20 protein-coding genes and 1 pseudogene are annotated in these 16,077 nt (G+C 67.1%); 14 read left to right on the forward strand and 7 right to left on the reverse strand.

Annotation, left to right across the window (positions count from 1 at the left end; all coding sequences use genetic code 11):
• A partial coding sequence (gene hisD / locus QZZ33_RS11660; protein WP_291380187.1) for a histidinol dehydrogenase occupies positions 1–899 on the forward strand: 899 nt, incomplete at its 5' end.
• Between the two features lie 73 nt (positions 900–972).
• On the opposite strand, the gene QZZ33_RS11665 is transcribed toward hisD, so the two are convergent.
• A complete protein-coding gene (locus tag QZZ33_RS11665) occupies positions 973–2,337 on the reverse strand; it encodes a hypothetical protein (protein WP_291380188.1) in 1,365 nt (454 codons plus the stop codon).
• A 62-nt stretch (positions 2,338–2,399) separates the two neighbouring features.
• On the opposite strand from QZZ33_RS11665, the gene QZZ33_RS11670 reads away from it, so the two are divergent.
• The 7 genes from QZZ33_RS11670 (at position 2,400) to QZZ33_RS11700 (ending at position 7,424) form a co-directional block, all read left to right on the forward strand.
• A complete protein-coding gene (locus QZZ33_RS11670) occupies positions 2,400–3,494 on the forward strand; it encodes a histidinol-phosphate transaminase (protein ID WP_291380189.1) in 1,095 nt (364 codons plus the stop codon).
• Positions 3,491–4,120: an imidazoleglycerol-phosphate dehydratase HisB gene (gene hisB, locus QZZ33_RS11675; RefSeq protein ID WP_291380190.1), complete on the forward strand. Its 630-nt coding sequence runs from the start codon at positions 3,491–3,493 to the stop codon at positions 4,118–4,120. Before QZZ33_RS11670 ends, hisB begins: the two co-directional genes overlap by 4 nt.
• Entirely contained in the window at positions 4,117–4,611 is a 495-nt protein-coding gene (locus QZZ33_RS11680; RefSeq protein ID WP_291380191.1) for a hypothetical protein, read from the forward strand. The genes hisB and QZZ33_RS11680 overlap by 4 nt, the downstream gene beginning before the upstream one ends.
• A gap of 9 nt (positions 4,612–4,620) precedes the next feature.
• Positions 4,621–5,271 carry an imidazole glycerol phosphate synthase subunit HisH gene (gene hisH, locus QZZ33_RS11685; RefSeq protein ID WP_291380192.1) on the forward strand — a complete coding sequence of 217 codons (651 nt, stop codon included), beginning with the start codon at positions 4,621–4,623 and terminating at the stop codon, positions 5,269–5,271.
• Positions 5,272–5,282: 11 nt separating this feature from the next.
• A complete protein-coding gene (locus QZZ33_RS11690; RefSeq protein ID WP_291380193.1) occupies positions 5,283–5,768 on the forward strand; it encodes a hypothetical protein in 486 nt (161 codons plus the stop codon).
• A gap of 92 nt (positions 5,769–5,860) precedes the next feature.
• The gene (gene priA / locus QZZ33_RS11695) at positions 5,861–6,598 is read left to right on the forward strand and encodes a bifunctional 1-(5-phosphoribosyl)-5-((5-phosphoribosylamino)methylideneamino)imidazole-4-carboxamide isomerase/phosphoribosylanthranilate isomerase PriA (RefSeq protein ID WP_291380194.1); all 738 of its coding nucleotides are present in this window, start codon (positions 5,861–5,863) and stop codon (positions 6,596–6,598) included.
• Between the two features lie 76 nt (positions 6,599–6,674).
• Positions 6,675–7,424, forward strand: a complete 750-nt coding sequence (locus tag QZZ33_RS11700) for an SseB family protein (protein ID WP_291380195.1) — start codon at positions 6,675–6,677, stop codon at positions 7,422–7,424.
• A gap of 119 nt (positions 7,425–7,543) precedes the next feature.
• Here QZZ33_RS11700 and QZZ33_RS11705 read toward each other — a convergent pair whose 3' ends face one another.
• The 6 genes from QZZ33_RS11705 to QZZ33_RS11730 form a co-directional block, all read right to left on the reverse strand.
• Positions 7,544–9,040 carry an HNH endonuclease signature motif containing protein gene (locus QZZ33_RS11705; RefSeq protein WP_291380196.1) on the reverse strand — a complete coding sequence of 499 codons (1,497 nt, stop codon included), beginning with the start codon at positions 9,038–9,040 and terminating at the stop codon, positions 7,544–7,546.
• A 345-nt stretch (positions 9,041–9,385) separates the two neighbouring features.
• Entirely contained in the window at positions 9,386–10,111 is a 726-nt protein-coding gene (locus tag QZZ33_RS11710; protein WP_291380197.1) for a serine protease, read from the reverse strand.
• On the reverse strand, positions 10,108–10,689 hold the full coding sequence (locus QZZ33_RS11715) for a hypothetical protein (RefSeq protein WP_291380198.1): 582 nt from the start codon (positions 10,687–10,689) through the stop codon (positions 10,108–10,110). The genes QZZ33_RS11710 and QZZ33_RS11715 overlap by 4 nt, the downstream gene beginning before the upstream one ends.
• Positions 10,690–10,784: 95 nt before the next feature.
• Entirely contained in the window at positions 10,785–11,516 is a 732-nt protein-coding gene (locus tag QZZ33_RS11720) for a serine protease (protein ID WP_291380199.1), read from the reverse strand.
• Positions 11,513–12,106 (reverse strand): hypothetical protein, encoded by a 594-nt coding sequence (locus QZZ33_RS11725; protein ID WP_291380200.1) that lies wholly within the window; start codon positions 12,104–12,106, stop codon positions 11,513–11,515. The genes QZZ33_RS11720 and QZZ33_RS11725 overlap by 4 nt, the downstream gene beginning before the upstream one ends.
• A gap of 36 nt (positions 12,107–12,142) precedes the next feature.
• The gene (locus tag QZZ33_RS11730) at positions 12,143–12,523 is read right to left on the reverse strand and encodes a DUF1844 domain-containing protein (RefSeq protein ID WP_291380201.1); all 381 of its coding nucleotides are present in this window, start codon (positions 12,521–12,523) and stop codon (positions 12,143–12,145) included.
• 104 nt (positions 12,524–12,627) lie between these two features.
• Between QZZ33_RS11730 and infC the strand changes: the two genes are divergently transcribed.
• The 6 genes and pseudogenes from infC to QZZ33_RS11760 form a co-directional block, all read left to right on the forward strand.
• Complete coding sequence (gene infC / locus QZZ33_RS11735; protein WP_291380202.1) at positions 12,628–13,377, forward strand: translation initiation factor IF-3; 750 nt, start codon at positions 12,628–12,630, stop codon at positions 13,375–13,377.
• A 92-nt stretch (positions 13,378–13,469) separates the two neighbouring features.
• Positions 13,470–13,664 (forward strand): 50S ribosomal protein L35, encoded by a 195-nt coding sequence (rpmI, locus tag QZZ33_RS11740; RefSeq protein WP_291380203.1) that lies wholly within the window; start codon positions 13,470–13,472, stop codon positions 13,662–13,664.
• Positions 13,665–13,690: 26 nt separating this feature from the next.
• Positions 13,691–14,071: a 50S ribosomal protein L20 gene (gene rplT, locus QZZ33_RS11745; protein ID WP_291380204.1), complete on the forward strand. Its 381-nt coding sequence runs from the start codon at positions 13,691–13,693 to the stop codon at positions 14,069–14,071.
• 13 nt (positions 14,072–14,084) lie between these two features.
• Positions 14,085–14,918 (forward strand): RNA methyltransferase, encoded by an 834-nt coding sequence (locus QZZ33_RS11750; RefSeq protein ID WP_291380205.1) that lies wholly within the window; start codon positions 14,085–14,087, stop codon positions 14,916–14,918.
• A gap of 35 nt (positions 14,919–14,953) precedes the next feature.
• Positions 14,954–15,424, forward strand: coding sequence for a hypothetical protein (locus QZZ33_RS11755; RefSeq protein ID WP_291380206.1), 471 nt, complete (start codon positions 14,954–14,956; stop codon positions 15,422–15,424).
• 181 nt (positions 15,425–15,605) lie between these two features.
• A pseudogene (locus QZZ33_RS11760) lies at positions 15,606–16,077 on the forward strand (phenylalanine--tRNA ligase subunit alpha); the annotation flags it as partial.

The following is a 16,077-nucleotide window of genomic DNA, read 5'->3' on the forward strand; positions in this document are numbered from 1 at the left end:
TCGTGATGAACGTGGTCGCCGCTCAGGCCGCCGGAGTGACCGAGATCGCGGTGACCACGCCCCCACAACGTGCGTTCGGCGGTGCGCCGCACCCCACCATCCTCGCGGCATGCGCGCTGCTGGGAGTCACCGAGGTGTATGCGGTGGGAGGCGCCCAGGCCATCGGCATGTTGGCATACGGCGCCGAGGCCACGGCGGGCGGAACCCTGTGCGATCCCGTGGACGTCATCACGGGCCCTGGCAACGTCTATGTGGCGGCCGCCAAGCGCGCCGTCAACGGCACCGTCGGCATCGACTCCGAGGCCGGCCCCACCGAAATCGCGATCATCGCCGACGACGCCGCCGACCCCATGTTTGTCGCGTACGACCTTCTCAGCCAGGCGGAGCACGACCCCTTGGCTGGCTCCGTGCTCATCACAGACAGCGAGGCCCTGGCCGAGGCGGTCGACGAGCGGCTGGCCAGCATCGTCGGCGCCACCAAGCACGACGTGCGTGCCAAGGAGGCGCTCACAGGGGTCCAGAGCGCGATCATCCTCACCGACAGCCTCGATCACTCGATCCAGGTGGCCGACGCGTACGGCGCGGAACACCTCGAGGTCCACACGCGTGACGCGGCGGCCGTCGCGCGCCGCATTCGCAATGCGGGAGCCATCTTTGTGGGCCCTCACAGTCCGGTCCCGCTCGGCGACTATCTGGCCGGTTCCAACCACGTGCTTCCCACCGGCGGCACCTCCCGATTCGCGAGCGGCCTGAACGTCACGAGCTTCCTGCGCGCAGTGTCGATCATCGAATACGACGAGGCCGCGCTGGGAGCGGTCGGCGACAAGGTCATCGCGCTCGCGAACGCCGAAGACCTGCCCGCGCACGGCGAGGCCATCGCCGCGCGGTTGACGCGCTAGTCGCGACAACGACGGCGCGGTCCCGCCGCACTGACGCTCACGCGTCAGCCCACGCGTCAGCCCACGCGTCAGCTCACGCGCCAGCCCACGCGTCGAGGAACGGCTGCGCTAGCTCAGAGTCCGCCGGATGCTCGGACTCCAGACTCCCGTCGCTGTGTACGACCGCCGTGACGGCGCCAATGCGGTGGTCGTCGAAGTTCACCACACGGATCGACACGGTCAACCCGGCCATCTCGCCCAAGCCGGCGTCGCGCAGGGCGCGGGCTGCCTGGTCGACATCGTCGGCCGAAACGACCACCGACCCCTTGAGTCTGGACGGGTCCGAGGGGTGGATGCCGACGGCCCAGCGGTTCACATTCGGGGCCCGGTCGATCGCGAGAATCTGTTCGAGATACAGCGGGCCTCCCACGGCCTTGGGAATGGTGAGGGCATCTCCTGGAACGCCCACCATCAACTCGAGGGTGCGGCGGTCGTAGCCGGGTGTCGATGACATGTGTTCCACCATCGCTCGCACGGTGGCTTCGTCGGCTGCTTCGAATGCGATACCGCTGTCAGTGGTGTCGGCGTGGGGGTAGCCGTCGACCTGACGGGAAGCCTCCATGAGGGCGTTCACGTCCTCGCGAAGCGCGGTGTCGGCGCCCGCGTCCGTCGTGAAGTCCGCTGGCGTCACGACAAGGCTCACGCCCGCATCGTCCGCTAGCGGCGCTAACTGAGCCTGCGCGGCGTCCGTGTCCATCGAGTCGATGGCGGCGACGAGGCTGTTGCCAGCGTCGTCGCACGAGAGTTGCAGTTGGATCACCTCGTAGCCCGCGATGAGGGCGTCTACGACGTCCGGTGCGGCGGGGCAGCGGGCAAGCCCTGACTTGATCCACACCGAACCCAGAGTGAGTTCGAACGCGGCGTCTGGCTCCGCCTGCGCCACGATCGCCGCGAATTCGACGGCCGCGAGCGCTGTCGGCTCGGTGTGAGTCAGGGCGGATGACTCGTCAGCGTGCGCGCTCGACCCGACCTCGACGTCCAGAGGCGACGCCCAGTCCTTCATGTCGACGATGCTGTGCTCGGGCAGGCGCATCGCCGCTGGCCACACCGTGGCGATGGCCTCGCGGACGCTCGAGTCGGGAAGCGATGCCGCGCTCCATGACACGCTGACGTCGCTTCCCAGCTCGGAGTGCAGGCTGTACCTGTCGAAGGCGTCGTACTCCTCGAACGCCTCGAAGACGCCGCTCACGTGAGCACTACTGACCTCGACCTTGAGCTGAACGGTCGCTTCGTAGGTGAAGATGAACGGCAGGTTTTGGTGGTCGCTGATGTACGCCCCCTCCACGCCGCCCACAGAGTCCATACGCTCGGCGAATTCCTTCTCGCTGACCGGCGGCGATCCGCACCCCGTCAGGAGGATGACGACGGCCGCAGCGAGCCCCACCCCTCGTCCCCTCATGGCCGCTACTGTAGCGCCCGTCGCCTACGCGAATCGGGTCGGCCCGCCACTAGACTCTCCGCATGACGTTGCCGCTTCGCCCCGAACTTGTGGGTCTCACGCCGTACGGAGCCCCGCAACTCGATGTTGCCGCCATGCTCAATGTGAACGAGAACCCGTACTCGCCCCCGCCCAGCGTGGTGGACGCGATCACCCAGGCCGTGCGTCAGGCGGCTGAGGGGCTCAATCGCTACCCCGACAGGGAGCTCACGGCGCTGCGCGCCGACCTAGCGCGGTACCTCGGTGCCGAGAGTCACGTCGACTTCTTGGAGCCGCACAACATGTGGGCGGCCAACGGCTCGAATGAGATCATGCTTCACCTGCACCAGGCGTTTGCTGGCCCCGGTCGCAAGGTGCTGAGTTTCGCACCCACGTACTCGATGTACCCCGAGTATGCCCGCGATACCGTCACCGACTACGTCACGCTGCCGCGCCGCGAAGACTTCGGCCTCGACATTGACGCTGCCGTGGCGGCCATCGCAGACATCGGGCCCACGATCGTGTTGGTCGCGAGCCCCAACAACCCCACCGGCACGGCCGTCGGTCTGGAAGACGTCCGACGCCTCGCCGATGCCTGCGCCGACGTTCCAGGCGGCAGCATCCTGGTGGTAGACGAGGCGTATGCGGAGTTCCGCCGCAGGGGAGTGCCCAGCGCGGCGACGCTGCTGCCTGAGACGCCGCACCTGGTGGTCACGCGGACGATGTCGAAGGCGTTTGCCCTCGCAGGCGGCAGGTTGGGCTATCTTGCGGCGAGCAAGGAGGTGGTAGACGCGCTGCGCATTGTGCGCCTGCCCTACCACCTGAGCGCCATCACCCAAGCGGCCGCCCGCGCCGCACTGGCGCACCACCGCGAACTGCAGGCTCAGGTCGACGAGATTCGCGCGGAGCGTGACGATACTGTGGACTGGTTGCGCGCGCAGGGCTACACGGTGCCGGACACGGACGCCAACTTTGTGCTGTTTGGGCCGGTGCCCGACAGGGAGCAGGTATTCGACGGGCTTCTTGAGCGCGGAGTGTTGATTCGCGTGGTCGGGCCGGAGGGGTGGCTGCGGGTGTCGATCGGCACGGCGCGCGAGATGGCAATGTTCCGCAACGGACTCTTGGAGGTCACCGCATGACCGGCACCACTGGCGCCCGAACCACTCCGGCACGCACCGGACGCATCGAGCGCGCCACGAGTGAGTCGAGCGTGCTCGTGGAGCTCGACCTCGACGGGACTGGCGTCACCCAGATCAGCACGGGCGTGCCGTTCTACGACCACATGCTGACCGCGCTGGGAAAGCACTCGCTCATGGACCTGCGCGTCGAAGCCACCGGTGACGTCCACATCGACAGCCACCACACGGTCGAAGACGTCGCCATCTGCATCGGCGAGGCGCTCAAGCAGGCGCTCGGCGACAAGGCAGGCATTTCCCGCTTTGGCGACGCCATGGTGCCGCTGGACGAGGCCCTCGCCCAGTGCGTCGTCGATGTGTCCGGCCGTCCCTACTGTGTGCACACGGGGGAGCCAGCGGGGCAGGCCACGCACCTCATCGGCGGGAACTTCGCCGGCTCGCTGACGGCTCACGTGCTCGAGTCGATCGCCCACCACGCCGGAATCTGTGTGCACATGCGCGTGCTCGCCGGCCGCGACCCCCACCACATTGTGGAGGCGCAGTTCAAGGCGCTGGCCCGCGCGCTGCGCGCGGCGGTGTCGCCCGACGCCAGAGTGCAGGGGATCCCTTCGACCAAGGGGGCGCTGTGACCGAGGAGGCACTCGACGGCGCTCCGGCTCAGATCGCGGCGCTGTTCACGCCAATTCCCAACGGCAAGGTGCTCGCGGCCCTGTGCTCCCTCAACGGCGTGAAGGCTCAGATCGTGGAGACCTCCGCGGGGGCCATCGCCGTGCTGGACGATGCCAGGCCCAAGAGCATGCACGGCGCCGCCCACGCGGTGTCCAGCTTCGCCAAGGAACGCCCGCTGCTGGCGATGGAGCGTCGCGAGGGTCAGATCACGGTGTGGCGGTACCTGGCGGGTCAGCGTGGCGACACGTTGCCGCCCGGCTTAGCGCTCAACGACGCGCCAGGGGTGGTCACCACGCTCATGACAGGGGCACAAACCCTCGCCGACGTTGCGGTCACCCATGAGGACAAGGTGTTCGACGCGCACATGAGCCGGATCGCTGCCTTCGCGGCGTTGCGGAGGCTCTCCAAGGAGGCCAAGCGAGAAGCGCAGCGGAATCGGGCTGAACGTTAGAATCGCCGCATGCCCACGGTGACCGTCCTCGACTACGGCTTTGGCAATGTGCGTTCCGCGGTGAGGGCCCTCGAGCATGTGGGTGCCGACGTCACCCTCACGGCCGATCGTGCCGCGGCCGAGAATGCCGACGGCTTGGTGGTGCCCGGTGTGGGTGCGTTCGCGGCGTGTATGGAGGGTCTGCGCGCGGTGCATGGAGACCAGATCGTGGGTCGCCGGCTCGCGGGAGGGCGTGCCGTGTTGGGCATTTGCGTGGGGATGCAGGTGATGTTTGAGCGGGGCGTGGAGCACGGCGAGGAGGCAGTTGGCCTCGACCAGTGGCCCGGCACTGTTGAGTTGCTGCGCACCAGCATCGTGCCCAATATGGGGTGGGCCACCGTGGCGCCGCCCCCCGAGACTCGGCTGTTTGCTGGAGTGGAGGACGAGCGCTTCTACTTTGTGCACTCCTACGGCGCGCGCGAGTTCCCGTTAGGCACCTCGGAGGACACTGGCAGGCTGTCGCCGCCGCTGCTGACGTGGTCGGAGGCGGGGGAGGGCGACGACGCCGATCGCTTTGTGGCCGCCGTCGAAAACGGGCCCCTGTGTGCGACGCAGTTTCATCCCGAGAAGTCTGGCGAGGCAGGGCTGCAGTTGCTGCGCAACTGGGTCGCGACGCTGTGAGGCGTGGGGCGGTGCAAGGCGGTGCCGCGCTGTTGGTCGGGGTGCTGGTTGCGGGTTGCGGGGCCGAGTCTGACGACAACGATGGCGGCGAACTGCACAGCATCGCCGCTGGCAAGTGGGGCACTGGCGAGGTTCTCACGGGCTTGACCTTGATGGTCGAGAGGGTTCCTTCGCTTGCCAGTGCGGTGACGATCTCCTACTCGGGCGGGCCCTCCCGCGAGCCCGATGGCGATCGCGAGGTGACGGTCCCGGGGCCCACCGACTCCTGGATCGAAGCGGTGGTGACGTTCGCCCCTGGCGACGCTGTCCCCGCGAGCGAGTGCGGCTGGGCCGACACGATGGTGGAACCCAACGTGGTGCCAGCACTCGAGGACGAGCTTGGCGACGGGCCGTGGTGGGAATGCCAGCCGGGAGCCTTTCCCGCAGCAGGCTGGACGGTGTTGGCGTATCTTGACGCGGACGACAACGTCGTGCTCTTGCAGATGACGACGATCTAGGCTCGCCGCCGGTACCCTGGTAGCCGCCGTGAGCCCTGGCTCGTCACCGGTACTCTGGTCCGCGGCCCCACTGACGTGAGAAAGCGAACCCAATGACCGACCTGCCCCGCCTTGAACTCCTACCAGCTGTCGACGTGGCCGACGGCCAGGCTGTGCGCCTCACGCAGGGCGCGGCCGGATCCGAGACGGGATATGGCGACCCGCTGAGCGCCGCGCTCGATTGGGTCAACGGCGGCGCCGAGTGGATTCACTTGGTGGATCTCGATGCGGCGTTTGGCCGCGGCTCCAACGCGGAGCTGCTCGCGGCGGTCGTGAAGGCCGTCGACGTCAAGGTGGAGATGAGCGGCGGCATTCGGGACGACGAATCCCTCGATCGCGCCATGGCCACCGGTTGTGCACGCGTCAACCTCGGCACAGCCGCCTTGGAGAACCCCGAGTGGACGGCGTCGGCGATTGATCGTTTCGGCGACCGCGTGGCGGTGGGACTCGACGTGCGGGGCACCACGCTCGCGGCGCGCGGCTGGACCAAGGAGGGCGGCGACCTGTGGGAGGTGCTGGCGCGACTCGATGCCGCGGGTTGCGCCCGCTACGTGGTCACTGACGTCAACAAGGACGGCATGTTGAACGGTCCCAACCTTGAGTTGTTGGCCCAGGTGTGCGAGGCGACCAAGGCGCCGGTGGTGGCGTCCGGAGGCGTGAGCTCGCTCGCCGACATCGAGGCCATCCGCAGCCTCACACCGTTGGGGGTCGAGGGCGCGATCGTGGGCAAGGCGCTGTACAACGGCAATTTCACGTTGCCGCAGGCGCTCGACGCGGCGGGCAGGCCGTAGCGGTCGCACGTGGCCGGTCGCACGTGGCGGTCGCGGGGCCGGAGGCGTCGTCACCCGGCGTCGCTAGGCTGGCCGCATGAGTGAGCACGAGCGCGACCCCCGCCAGGATCCGCTCAAGGACATCCCCGAGTCGGTATTCGCCGACGACGACGGCAGTGCGGACGCGCGCCTTGCGCAGTCGCTCATTCGCTTCTCGCGCGGCAGGGCGCCTCTCACGGAGGTGGTGGACGCGTTGCAGTATGCGCGCGTGCTGGTGCCGGTGTTGGCGGAAGGCGAGCAGCGCATCGTCGGCAAGCACGGGCTGGAACAGGACCACGTGGCATCGACCGGCGTGGTGGCGTTGCAGATTCCCGACGGCAGGGCCGCGTTGCCCATCTTCACCGACGTCGATGCCATGCGCACCTGGAATGCGGAGGCTCGGCCCGTTCCTGCCGAGGGCCCGCGTGCCGCCCTCGCGGCCGCTGCGGAAGGCTGGAATGTGATGGTGCTCAACCCCGCCATGGAGTCGGTGGTGATCCCGCGGCCGGCCGTGTGGGCGCTCGGTCAGGGCGAGACATGGCGGCCAGCAGTGGTGGACGACCGCGTCGTGGATGACGTGCGCGACGCGATCATTGAGGCGATTCCCCTGGGCGACGACGTGCGGCGCATTGACGCGGCGCCTGGCAGACAGGCCGAGGTGGCCGTGGTGGTGGCGCTGGTGCCTGGCCTGCCACAAGGTGCCGTTAACGATGCGGTGCGGCGCGTGCACGAGGCGCTTGCCGCGTCGTCGGTCGTGGCCGACAGGGTGGACAGCATGGAGCTCCGCCTCGCCACCTGGTCCGGCTAGGGCCTTGCGGTCCCGTACCGTGCGACGCGGCGCGAGCGGGTAGGCAGCCTCGCGGGCGGAGTTCTCCCGAGTGACCGGGTTAGGCGGCGTTGCGGACGGAGTTCTCCCGAGTGACCGGGTTAGGCGGCTTTGCGGGTGGAGTTCTCTTGGACAGAGTTCTCCCCAGGAGGTTTGGCGGGCGCGTCGGCGCGCCCGTTGCCTGCGCCGTCGCTGGGTCCTGTTCCACCGTGGGCGAGGGTGAGTGCCGCGAGTCCGCCGAGTCGTGGTTGCTGCAGTGGGTCGATGTCTCGGGGTGGGATGAACCAGACTCGGTCACCCTTGATTTTGATGCCCCAGTGTTGGCGGTGGATGTCGTGGTGGCATCTGGTGCACAACATGACCCCGTTGCTGAGGTCTGATCTTCCGCCGTGTTCCCACCAGATGATGTGGTGGGCTTCGCAGTGTTCTGATGGTGCATGACATTTCGCACAACCCCCGTCCCGTTCCAACAACGCCAGGCGTTGGGCCTTCGTGAACATGCGGACGTTGCGTCCCTGGTCGAGGACCTCGCTGGGGCCACCAAGGACTTGGGGAATCACCCCCGCGTCACCGGCGAGGCGCCGCAGTTCACCGACAGACACGGGTTGCGCAGTGCCATCAATCGTGCCTAACCCTTCACCAGCGTTCAGGTCACTGAGGTTCATGCGCACGATGATGGTGGTGCGCACACCTGAACTGTCAGTGCTCTTGCAGCCCAAAGCATGCCGGGCCAGGTCACGTAGGGCGTCTGCACACATCTGACCGCGGGTGCGTTGATCCTGTTCTTGAGGGTCGCGGTCACGACGGATGCGAAACTGCTGGGTGACCATTTGCTCCAGCACGGTTCGGATCGGTGCGGCGGTGACCGCATCCAGACGACCACTGAGGGTGACCATCCCGGTGTGGTCTTCCGTCCAGGACAGGAACCTGTCCGCGTGTTGACGCTTTTCACGTTCCATGTGACCGGCCTGATCGGCTCTTGCGACCTGGCGGGTCACCAACCTTCGCACCTCCCGCAAGCCAAGCCCCACAGCCTTGTCGACCAACCGTTGCTCCAGGTCATGCAACTGGTCGCTGGGAACACGGTCCGTGAGTCGTTCAAGTCCCACAGTGATGATCCCGGCCGCGTCCGTGGACAGATTGCCAGCCATCGAGGCGGCTGTGATCGCCGGGTAACGGGGCGCAGGTGAGGCCTGGTCGAGCTGAGCTTGGTCGGGTTGGGCAGGATCGGACTGAGTGGACTCGGACTCGGAGGGCAGTGCGGGCTCAGCAATGAACGCCCGACCAGCCTCAATGGACCGCCACGCACCAGCCTGGGAACCACCCGTCACCGAGGCGACCATCGCACCCGCGTTGCCAAAACCCTGCCGCCTCGCGAGCCCACCACCAAGTTGGTCGGGGGTGGAGCGTCGTGCAATCTCACCCGCATAGCGGGCCTCCAACGCGTCGGCCAGGCGCCCCAACCTGGCCACAGCGTCGTACTCGGCCAATAGCTCTTCGTGTGACAAGCCCGAGATGTCACGGTGCACAAGCTCACCTGCCAGGGCGCTCACTCGCGTGATTCGTGCCGCATCATCGGCGGCTGTCTGGTCCGTCATGAAACCAGTCAATCACCACCCCCTGACATGCACCTACCAGGTACGATGACCTGTGGACAAGCCCACCACACCCGGCCTGGGCACGACGCCAGGACGCACCCGCCAACGGGCTGGCGAGGGGTCGCGAGCGGGACAATGCGGAGCCCTCGGGCGGGGTGATGTGAGGCGAAGTGTGGTACGAATCAGGCCACCAGGCGCCCGGACACCGCGCAAACCGGCATGGATTGAGCCACTCCGGCGGGAGTCGGGGGCTACGCGCTCATGGCACCAGGGCCGACGGCAAGAGGGGCGCCCCCGGACCTGTCACCGCTACCGGACCTGTCACCGCTACCGGACCTGTCCCCACTAGGAGCAAGAAGCGGTGTTGTCCTGCCACCCCGTCGGGTCCTGGACGAGGCGGTCGAGCCACACGATGGGCCACGCGATCGCCCGCTGGAACTCGTCGCCCGCGTACACCACGGCCACTACCTTGCCCTCGTCGTTGAACACCGCGGAGCCGGAACTGCCGGGCTCGACGTGTCCCCGCACGGACCACACGAGCTCCCGCGAGTCGTCGACCTCGTCGATCCCCGCGTTCAGGTAGTGGCCCTCCTCCACGGTGAGCCTGTCGCCCGACGGGTATCCGATGATCGTCAGGGGGTCCAGAAACTGAGCGCCGGTGATCTCGTACTCGGCCACCTCGGTGAACACGTTGTCGAGCGTCAGCAGGGCGAGGTCCGCGACTGGGGCAACCTGCGAGGACAGCACTGTGAAGTCACGCCCGTCATACGTGGTCACCTCGATGCGGGTGCCGTTCTCGATGACGTGCCGGTTGGTGACCACCTGGTTTTCCGAGAGGATCCACCCAGAGCCGGTCGCCCACCCGTCACAGTTCTCGACGCGGATGCGCACGGCGAGGTGTTGCTCCGTCGTGAAGCCGTCGGACGACGCTGCGGAGGGATCGAGTGTGGGGGAGACGACGTCGGGGATGAAGTCGGCATCCAACGCTGGGGGCGGCGCCGGGATGACTCCGCACGCGGCAATCGCGAGGACGGTGCCCGCACCTGCAAGCGCGGCACGCACCTGAGTCACTGGGCGATCTCTTCCTTGAAGGCGCTGAACTGCGACGAGACGTCGTCGCAGTACGCGTCGAGTTCACGCGCGTGGGCGGAGGCGCTCCTGCCGTCGTCGAAGACATACCTGGTCGTCAGCACTTTGATCACCACAGCACGTCCATCGGCGCAGCTGATCATGGCGTCCACGTAGTCGATCAGCACCGATTCGCGATCCTTCGCCTGGGCCTCCTCGTTGGCGAGGTCGGTGATGCGAGTGGTCGCGTTCTCGAGTTCGACGCGGGCGATGTCCATCCTGGCCTCGGCGTCGGCTTGGGCGGCCCTGGCGTCGGCGACGGATTGGCCCAGGTCCTCTGAGATCACGGTGAGCTCGTCGACCCTGTCGCTCCACTGGTTCGACACGACCACCAGGTAGGCGCTCAGGCCGATGAGGGCCAGCACGCCGAGGCTTGCGAAGCTCCACCCGAACCATCGCAACAGCCGACGCTTGCGGCGTGGCGGCACGGACGCTTCAAGTGGCGGCACGGAAGCGTCTGATGGCGGCACGGCCGCGTCTGGTGATGGCACGGGCGCACTCGCGCCAGGCTGCTCGGTCATGGCCCTCCCTCAGGCTTGCGCCTAGGACCCTACCGGAGCGGGCACCAGCGGGGAATACTTCAGTGCCGAGGTGCGGAAAACATCACTCGGCGGCGCTAGGCGTCACACGACTGTTGCTGGGGAACGAGCAACTGTTCCTCATCCAGCAGCGTGCGCAGCAGCGACACGGGCACCATGAAGGACTGCTCCGCCTCGTTCTTGGCGTAGATGACGCCCACTACTTCGCCGCGCTCGTTGAGCACCGGGGAGCCGGACGAGCCCGGCTGCACGGGTGCCGTTGTGGCAAGCACCGTTCCCAGGGCCGCTCCCAACGGGTCTGCCGTGGTGCCCAGGACCACACCTGACACCGTGGTGAGTTTGCCGCCGTTGGGGTAGCCGACAACGGTGATGGCGTCTCCCTCCATGGGGTCCTCTTGCGCGAGGACCGCACCGGCTGGCATGGCCTCTTCCGTGGTGATGATCGCGAGGTCGGCGACGGCCGCGACGGAGGCCGCGGTCACGGAGACGGTGCGGCCGTCGTACGTGGTGACCTCCAACTTGCGGGTGTTCTCCACCACGTGACGGTTGGTGATCAGGGTGTGGGCGTCGTAGGCGAAGCCGGTGCCTGTCCTGAGGTCGTCACAACCGACGTTGCGCACGCGCACCGTCATGCGCTGCGCCTGGCTGAAGCCGTCTGACGAGAGATTTCCCGCCTGCGCAACATCGTCGACGGACACCACCGGCACGTAGTTGGACGGAAGCGGTGATGGCTCATCGGGAAGCGCCGCGCAACCGGCGAGAAGGCCAGCCGCAGCGACCGCGGCGAGGAGCACGCGACTGCGGATCATTGAGCGAGGGCCGTTTGGAGATCTGAGTTCGCGGAGGTGGCGGCGTCGCACACCTTGGTCACGCCGTTCTCGAACTCGGTGACCTCTGCTGGGTCGTAGTTGTCGGGATCCTTGAGGTAGCCGATGAGCTGTTCCTTGTAGTCCACACACTTGTTGAGGGAGTTTGCCACGGCCGACGCTGTGGTGAGCACGGCGGTGAGGTCTGAGATTTGGCGTGCATAGAACTCGGCGTTGTCGTCCCGCTGCGCGACGTCGTCGGCGAGTTCCAGAATGCGTTGCTGGACGGTGCGCAATTGCTCGGAGACGGTGTCGACTTGGCCTTGAAGGTCGATGACCTGGGTCTGTTCGTCGGCAAGGCGCTGGCCGAGGTCGTAGTTCTGGGCCTTGACGTCCTCGACCTGGGCTTCCCACTGGTTCGATACGTCTACGAGGCGATAGATGATGTACCCGGCCACCATGAGCAGCACGAGCAGCAGGGAGGTCACGATGATCCACAGTCGCTGACGCTTCACGGGGATGCGATCGAGCGCCGCCGTGCCGTCAGAGACGGGCGTGAGGACGGTCGTTTCCTCGTTCGCGGCGTTGCGCATAGCCTTCCTCGTGTCCTGCGGGGGGGTGCTGCTCATCTAGTTCACTGCTCCGGTATATTTCTCTCCGGGCCCCTCACCAGGTGCGTCGGGCACCGCGGACGCCTCTCGAAAGGCCAATTGTACGCTTCTTAGGCCATCCCTGAGAGCGCGTGCGTGCGTGTTGCCCAGGTCGGGCGATGCCCCGGTTACCAGGGCGGCCAGGGCGTTGATGAGAACGCGGGCCTCGGAGAGGTCCTGAAACTCCTCTCCCTCCTCTGCCAGGCCGCATCGCAAGGCGGCCGCTGACATGAGGTGCACGCTCACCGTGGTGATCAGTTCGACCGCCGACACCTCGGCAATGTCGCGTGCCGCGTCAAGCGGTTCGCCGACGCCGGGGGCAGTGGGCTTGGAATCCGGGCTGGGCGTTGGGGAGGTCATGGTGCTATTCTTGTACGTCGACCGGCCGTAGATGTTCTGCGGCTCGCAAGTGGAGGTCACCTCCCACCCTCAGGGCCACAGTAGTGGGCCAGGGTTTGGTCTGGATGAACGCTCGCGTTCGTCTCGTCCTTGGTGGCCCCTGCTCGCGTTCTGGCAGGGGCCTTTTCCTTTGCCGGAAGCCCATTGACGTCAACGAAGGAGCGATTATCAACGAGCCCCGCATCAACGAACGCATCCGAGTCCCCGAGGTCCGACTGGTAGGCCCGCAGGGCGAGCAGGTAGGCATCGTCAGGATTGAGGACGCCATGCGGCTTGCTCAGGAGTCCGATCTCGATCTGGTCGAGGTGGCCCCGAATTCGCGCCCACCCGTCGTGAAGCTCATGGACTACGGCAAGTTCAAATACGAAGCGGCGGTCAAGGCGCGCGAGGCGCGTCGCAACCAAGCCAACACCGAGATCAAGGAGATGCGGTTCCGTCTCAAGATCGACGAGCATGACTACGAGACCAAGAAGGGCCACGTTGTTCGCTTCCTTAAGGGCGGCGACAAGGTCAAGGTCACCATCATGTTCCGTGGTCGCGAGCAGTCCCGTCCCGAGATGGGTAGGCGCTTGCTGCTGAAGTTGGCCGACGAGGTTGCAGAGTTCGCCGTGGTGGAGAACCTGCCCAGCCAAGAGGGACGCAACATGTCGCTCGTACTGGGGCCGCTGAAGAAGAAGGCGGAAGCCAAGGAGGAACAGCGCAAGGCGCGCGAAGCCAAGAAGGCTACCGAGAACGCGGAACGTGCGGAGCGCGAGTCCGCGAAGGATGCCGAGAAAGAGGCAGCCGCCCCGACCGAGGCTCCCGCAGAGGCCTGAGTCCTCAAGAAAAGATGTCCGGGCCACCGCGCCCGGGGAATGTGTGCCGCGCTCACCAGTGCGGCCAGACGCTCAAGTGAAGGAGGGCAAACGTGCCCAAGAACAAGACCCACTCGGGTGCCAAGAAGCGATTCAAGCTGACCGGTACCGGCAAGGTGAAGCACGCGTCGGCAATGAACGTGCACAAGTTTGAAGAGAAGACGTCGTCGCGCAAGCGTCGTGTCGCCATCGACGGCATCCTGCCAGGTGCCGATGCCAAGAAGATCAAGAAGCTGCTGGGCAAGTAGCCCCCTAAGACACCAAGGAGTACCCCATGGCACGCGTCAAGCGGGCTGTTAACGCCCAGAAGAAGCGCCGCACTACCCTCGAGCGCGCATCCGGTTACCGGGGCCAGCGCTCACGTCTGTACCGCAAGGCGAAGGAGCAGGTCACCCACTCCCTCATGTACTCGTACCGGGACCGCCGTGCCCGCAAGGGCGAGTTCCGCAAGCTGTGGATCCAGCGCATCAACGCTGCGGCCCGCGCGAACGGCATGACGTACAACCGCCTCATCCAGGGCCTCAAGGCCGCTGAGATTGAGGTGGACCGTCGCATGCTCGCCGAACTCGCCGTGAGCGACGAGGCTGCCTTCAAGCAGTTGGTCGACATCGCCAAGAAGGCGCTGCCTGCCGACGTCAACGCGCCCGTAGCGTAGGGCGACACCAGGCATGACAGAACGCCCCGTGGGGCGCCACCTCTCAGCGACTCTCGCGAATCCGCGAGCGGATCGTGTCAAGCAGGTGGCCGCCTTGGCGGGGCGTTCTGCACGCCGACGCGCAGGCCAGGTGCTCGTGGAGGGCCCCCAAGCGGTGCGCGAGCTGGTCGCGCATCGGGCGGAGCACGTGCGGGACGTGTACGTCCTTGAGGATGCCCTGGGCGCTCGCGGTCCGCTCGCCCTCATCGCCGACGCCGCGCTCGACGCTGGCTTGTACGTTCACCCCGTCACGGCCGACGTTGCCCACGCCCTCTCTGGCGACGGCCAAGGCATCGTCGCCGTAGCGTCGTCCGGTGCCGTGTCGGCCGAACTCCCCGCCGCCCCCAGGCTGGTGGCGATCCTGTCCCAGGTGCGCGACCCAGGCAACGCGGGTGCGGCCATTCGCGTGGCCGACGCCGCCGGCGCCGACGCCGTGGTGCTGGCGGGCGACAGCGTAGACCCGACCAACCCCAAAGTGGTCAGGGCGACGGCAGGCAGCCTGTTTCACCTTCCGGTGGTGCGCGCCGAATCACTCGATGCGGCCGTGAAGGCAGCGCGCGAGGCGGGCCTCAGCATTCTCGCGGCCGATGTCTCTGGAGACAGCGAGTTGGGCTCCGACGGCGGGCCGAGCCTCATCGTCCCCACGGCGTGGGTGTTCGGCAACGAGGCGTGGGGGCTGAGCGCCGAGGAGTTGTCCCTGGCAGACGCCGTGGTCAGGATTCCCCTGTTTGGTCAGGCCGAGAGCCTGAACCTGGGCACGGCGGCCGCGGTGTGCCTCTACGCGTCCGCGTGGGCCGCAGCCAGCTGACAGAGCTTCAGCTCGCACCTGCTACCCTCAACGCCGTGACTGACACTCCCAGCAACCGCGTCGTGCTCGACCTTGAGGGCGCCAAGCCCAAGGTGGAGGTCGACGGCACCCTCGGCGTCGTCTCCAAGGTGCTCATCAACGGCGAACGCGCCCGTCCTGTACGGGGTGGGTGGCTCATCCCGCTGCGCAAGGGCGGCGAGGGGCGGCTGGCGATCAGGGGCTACGTTCCCGGGTTCCAGCGCTTTCTGTGGAAGGGCGACGAGGTCTACAAGCTTGGCGCCCACGTGGGGCTGCCGGAGCGCATCACGATGTTCGTGCCGTTCGTGCTGATCATCACGGCGTGGTTCATGGTGCCCGTGTCGCTCATTCTGTTCTTCATGAGCATTCCCGTGGTCAAGAACCCGAAGATGCCTCGCGCGCTGCGCATCGCATTGCCGGTGGTGAACACCGTGGCCGTGTTCATTGCCGCGCTCGCCCTGGTCGCGCTGCTGTGGGACAGCCCGTAGCCGCTACCATGGTGCCCGTGAGCACGGCCCGCTACTTTCTGTAGGCCCGGCGAGGACCGCCGGGCCTGATCCCGCGCGCCGCAGCCCTGGGTGTGTCACCTCCTCGTGAGCCGTGACCTCCCCGCCCCGCGCCGTCGATAGACTTCTGGCCGAGCCTTCAACCCATTCGAGGGGTTTTCCCATGTCTGATCTTCATCCGCTCGACGCCGACGGCGTTGAGGCGGCCGTCGCCGCTGCCATCAGCGCTTTCGAGGCCGCAACCACCCTGGAAGAGCTCAAGGAGGCGCGCCTTGCCCACACGGGCGACAAGGCCGCGCTGACGCTGGCTAATAGGGGCATCGGCGCCCTGGACGGGCCCGACAAGGCCGCCGCAGGCAAGCTGCTGGGCGGGGCCCGCGCGTCGATTGGTCGCGCGCTCGCGGCCCGCACCGAGGTGCTCGAGGCGGAGCGCGACGCCCGCGTGCTGGTCGAGGAGGCCGTGGACGTCACCCTCCCCGTGCTGCGCGCGCCCCTGGGCGCCAGGCACCCGCTGGAGACGCTCCAGGACACCATGTGCGACATCTTTGTGGCCATGGGCTGGGAGGTGGCCGAGGGGCCTGAGGTCGAGGCCGAGTGGTTCAACTTCGACGCCCTCAACTTCGACCCCGATCACC

This window comes from Demequina sp., from assembly GCF_016278775.1.
GTDB lineage: Bacteria > Actinomycetota > Actinomycetes > Actinomycetales > Demequinaceae > Demequina.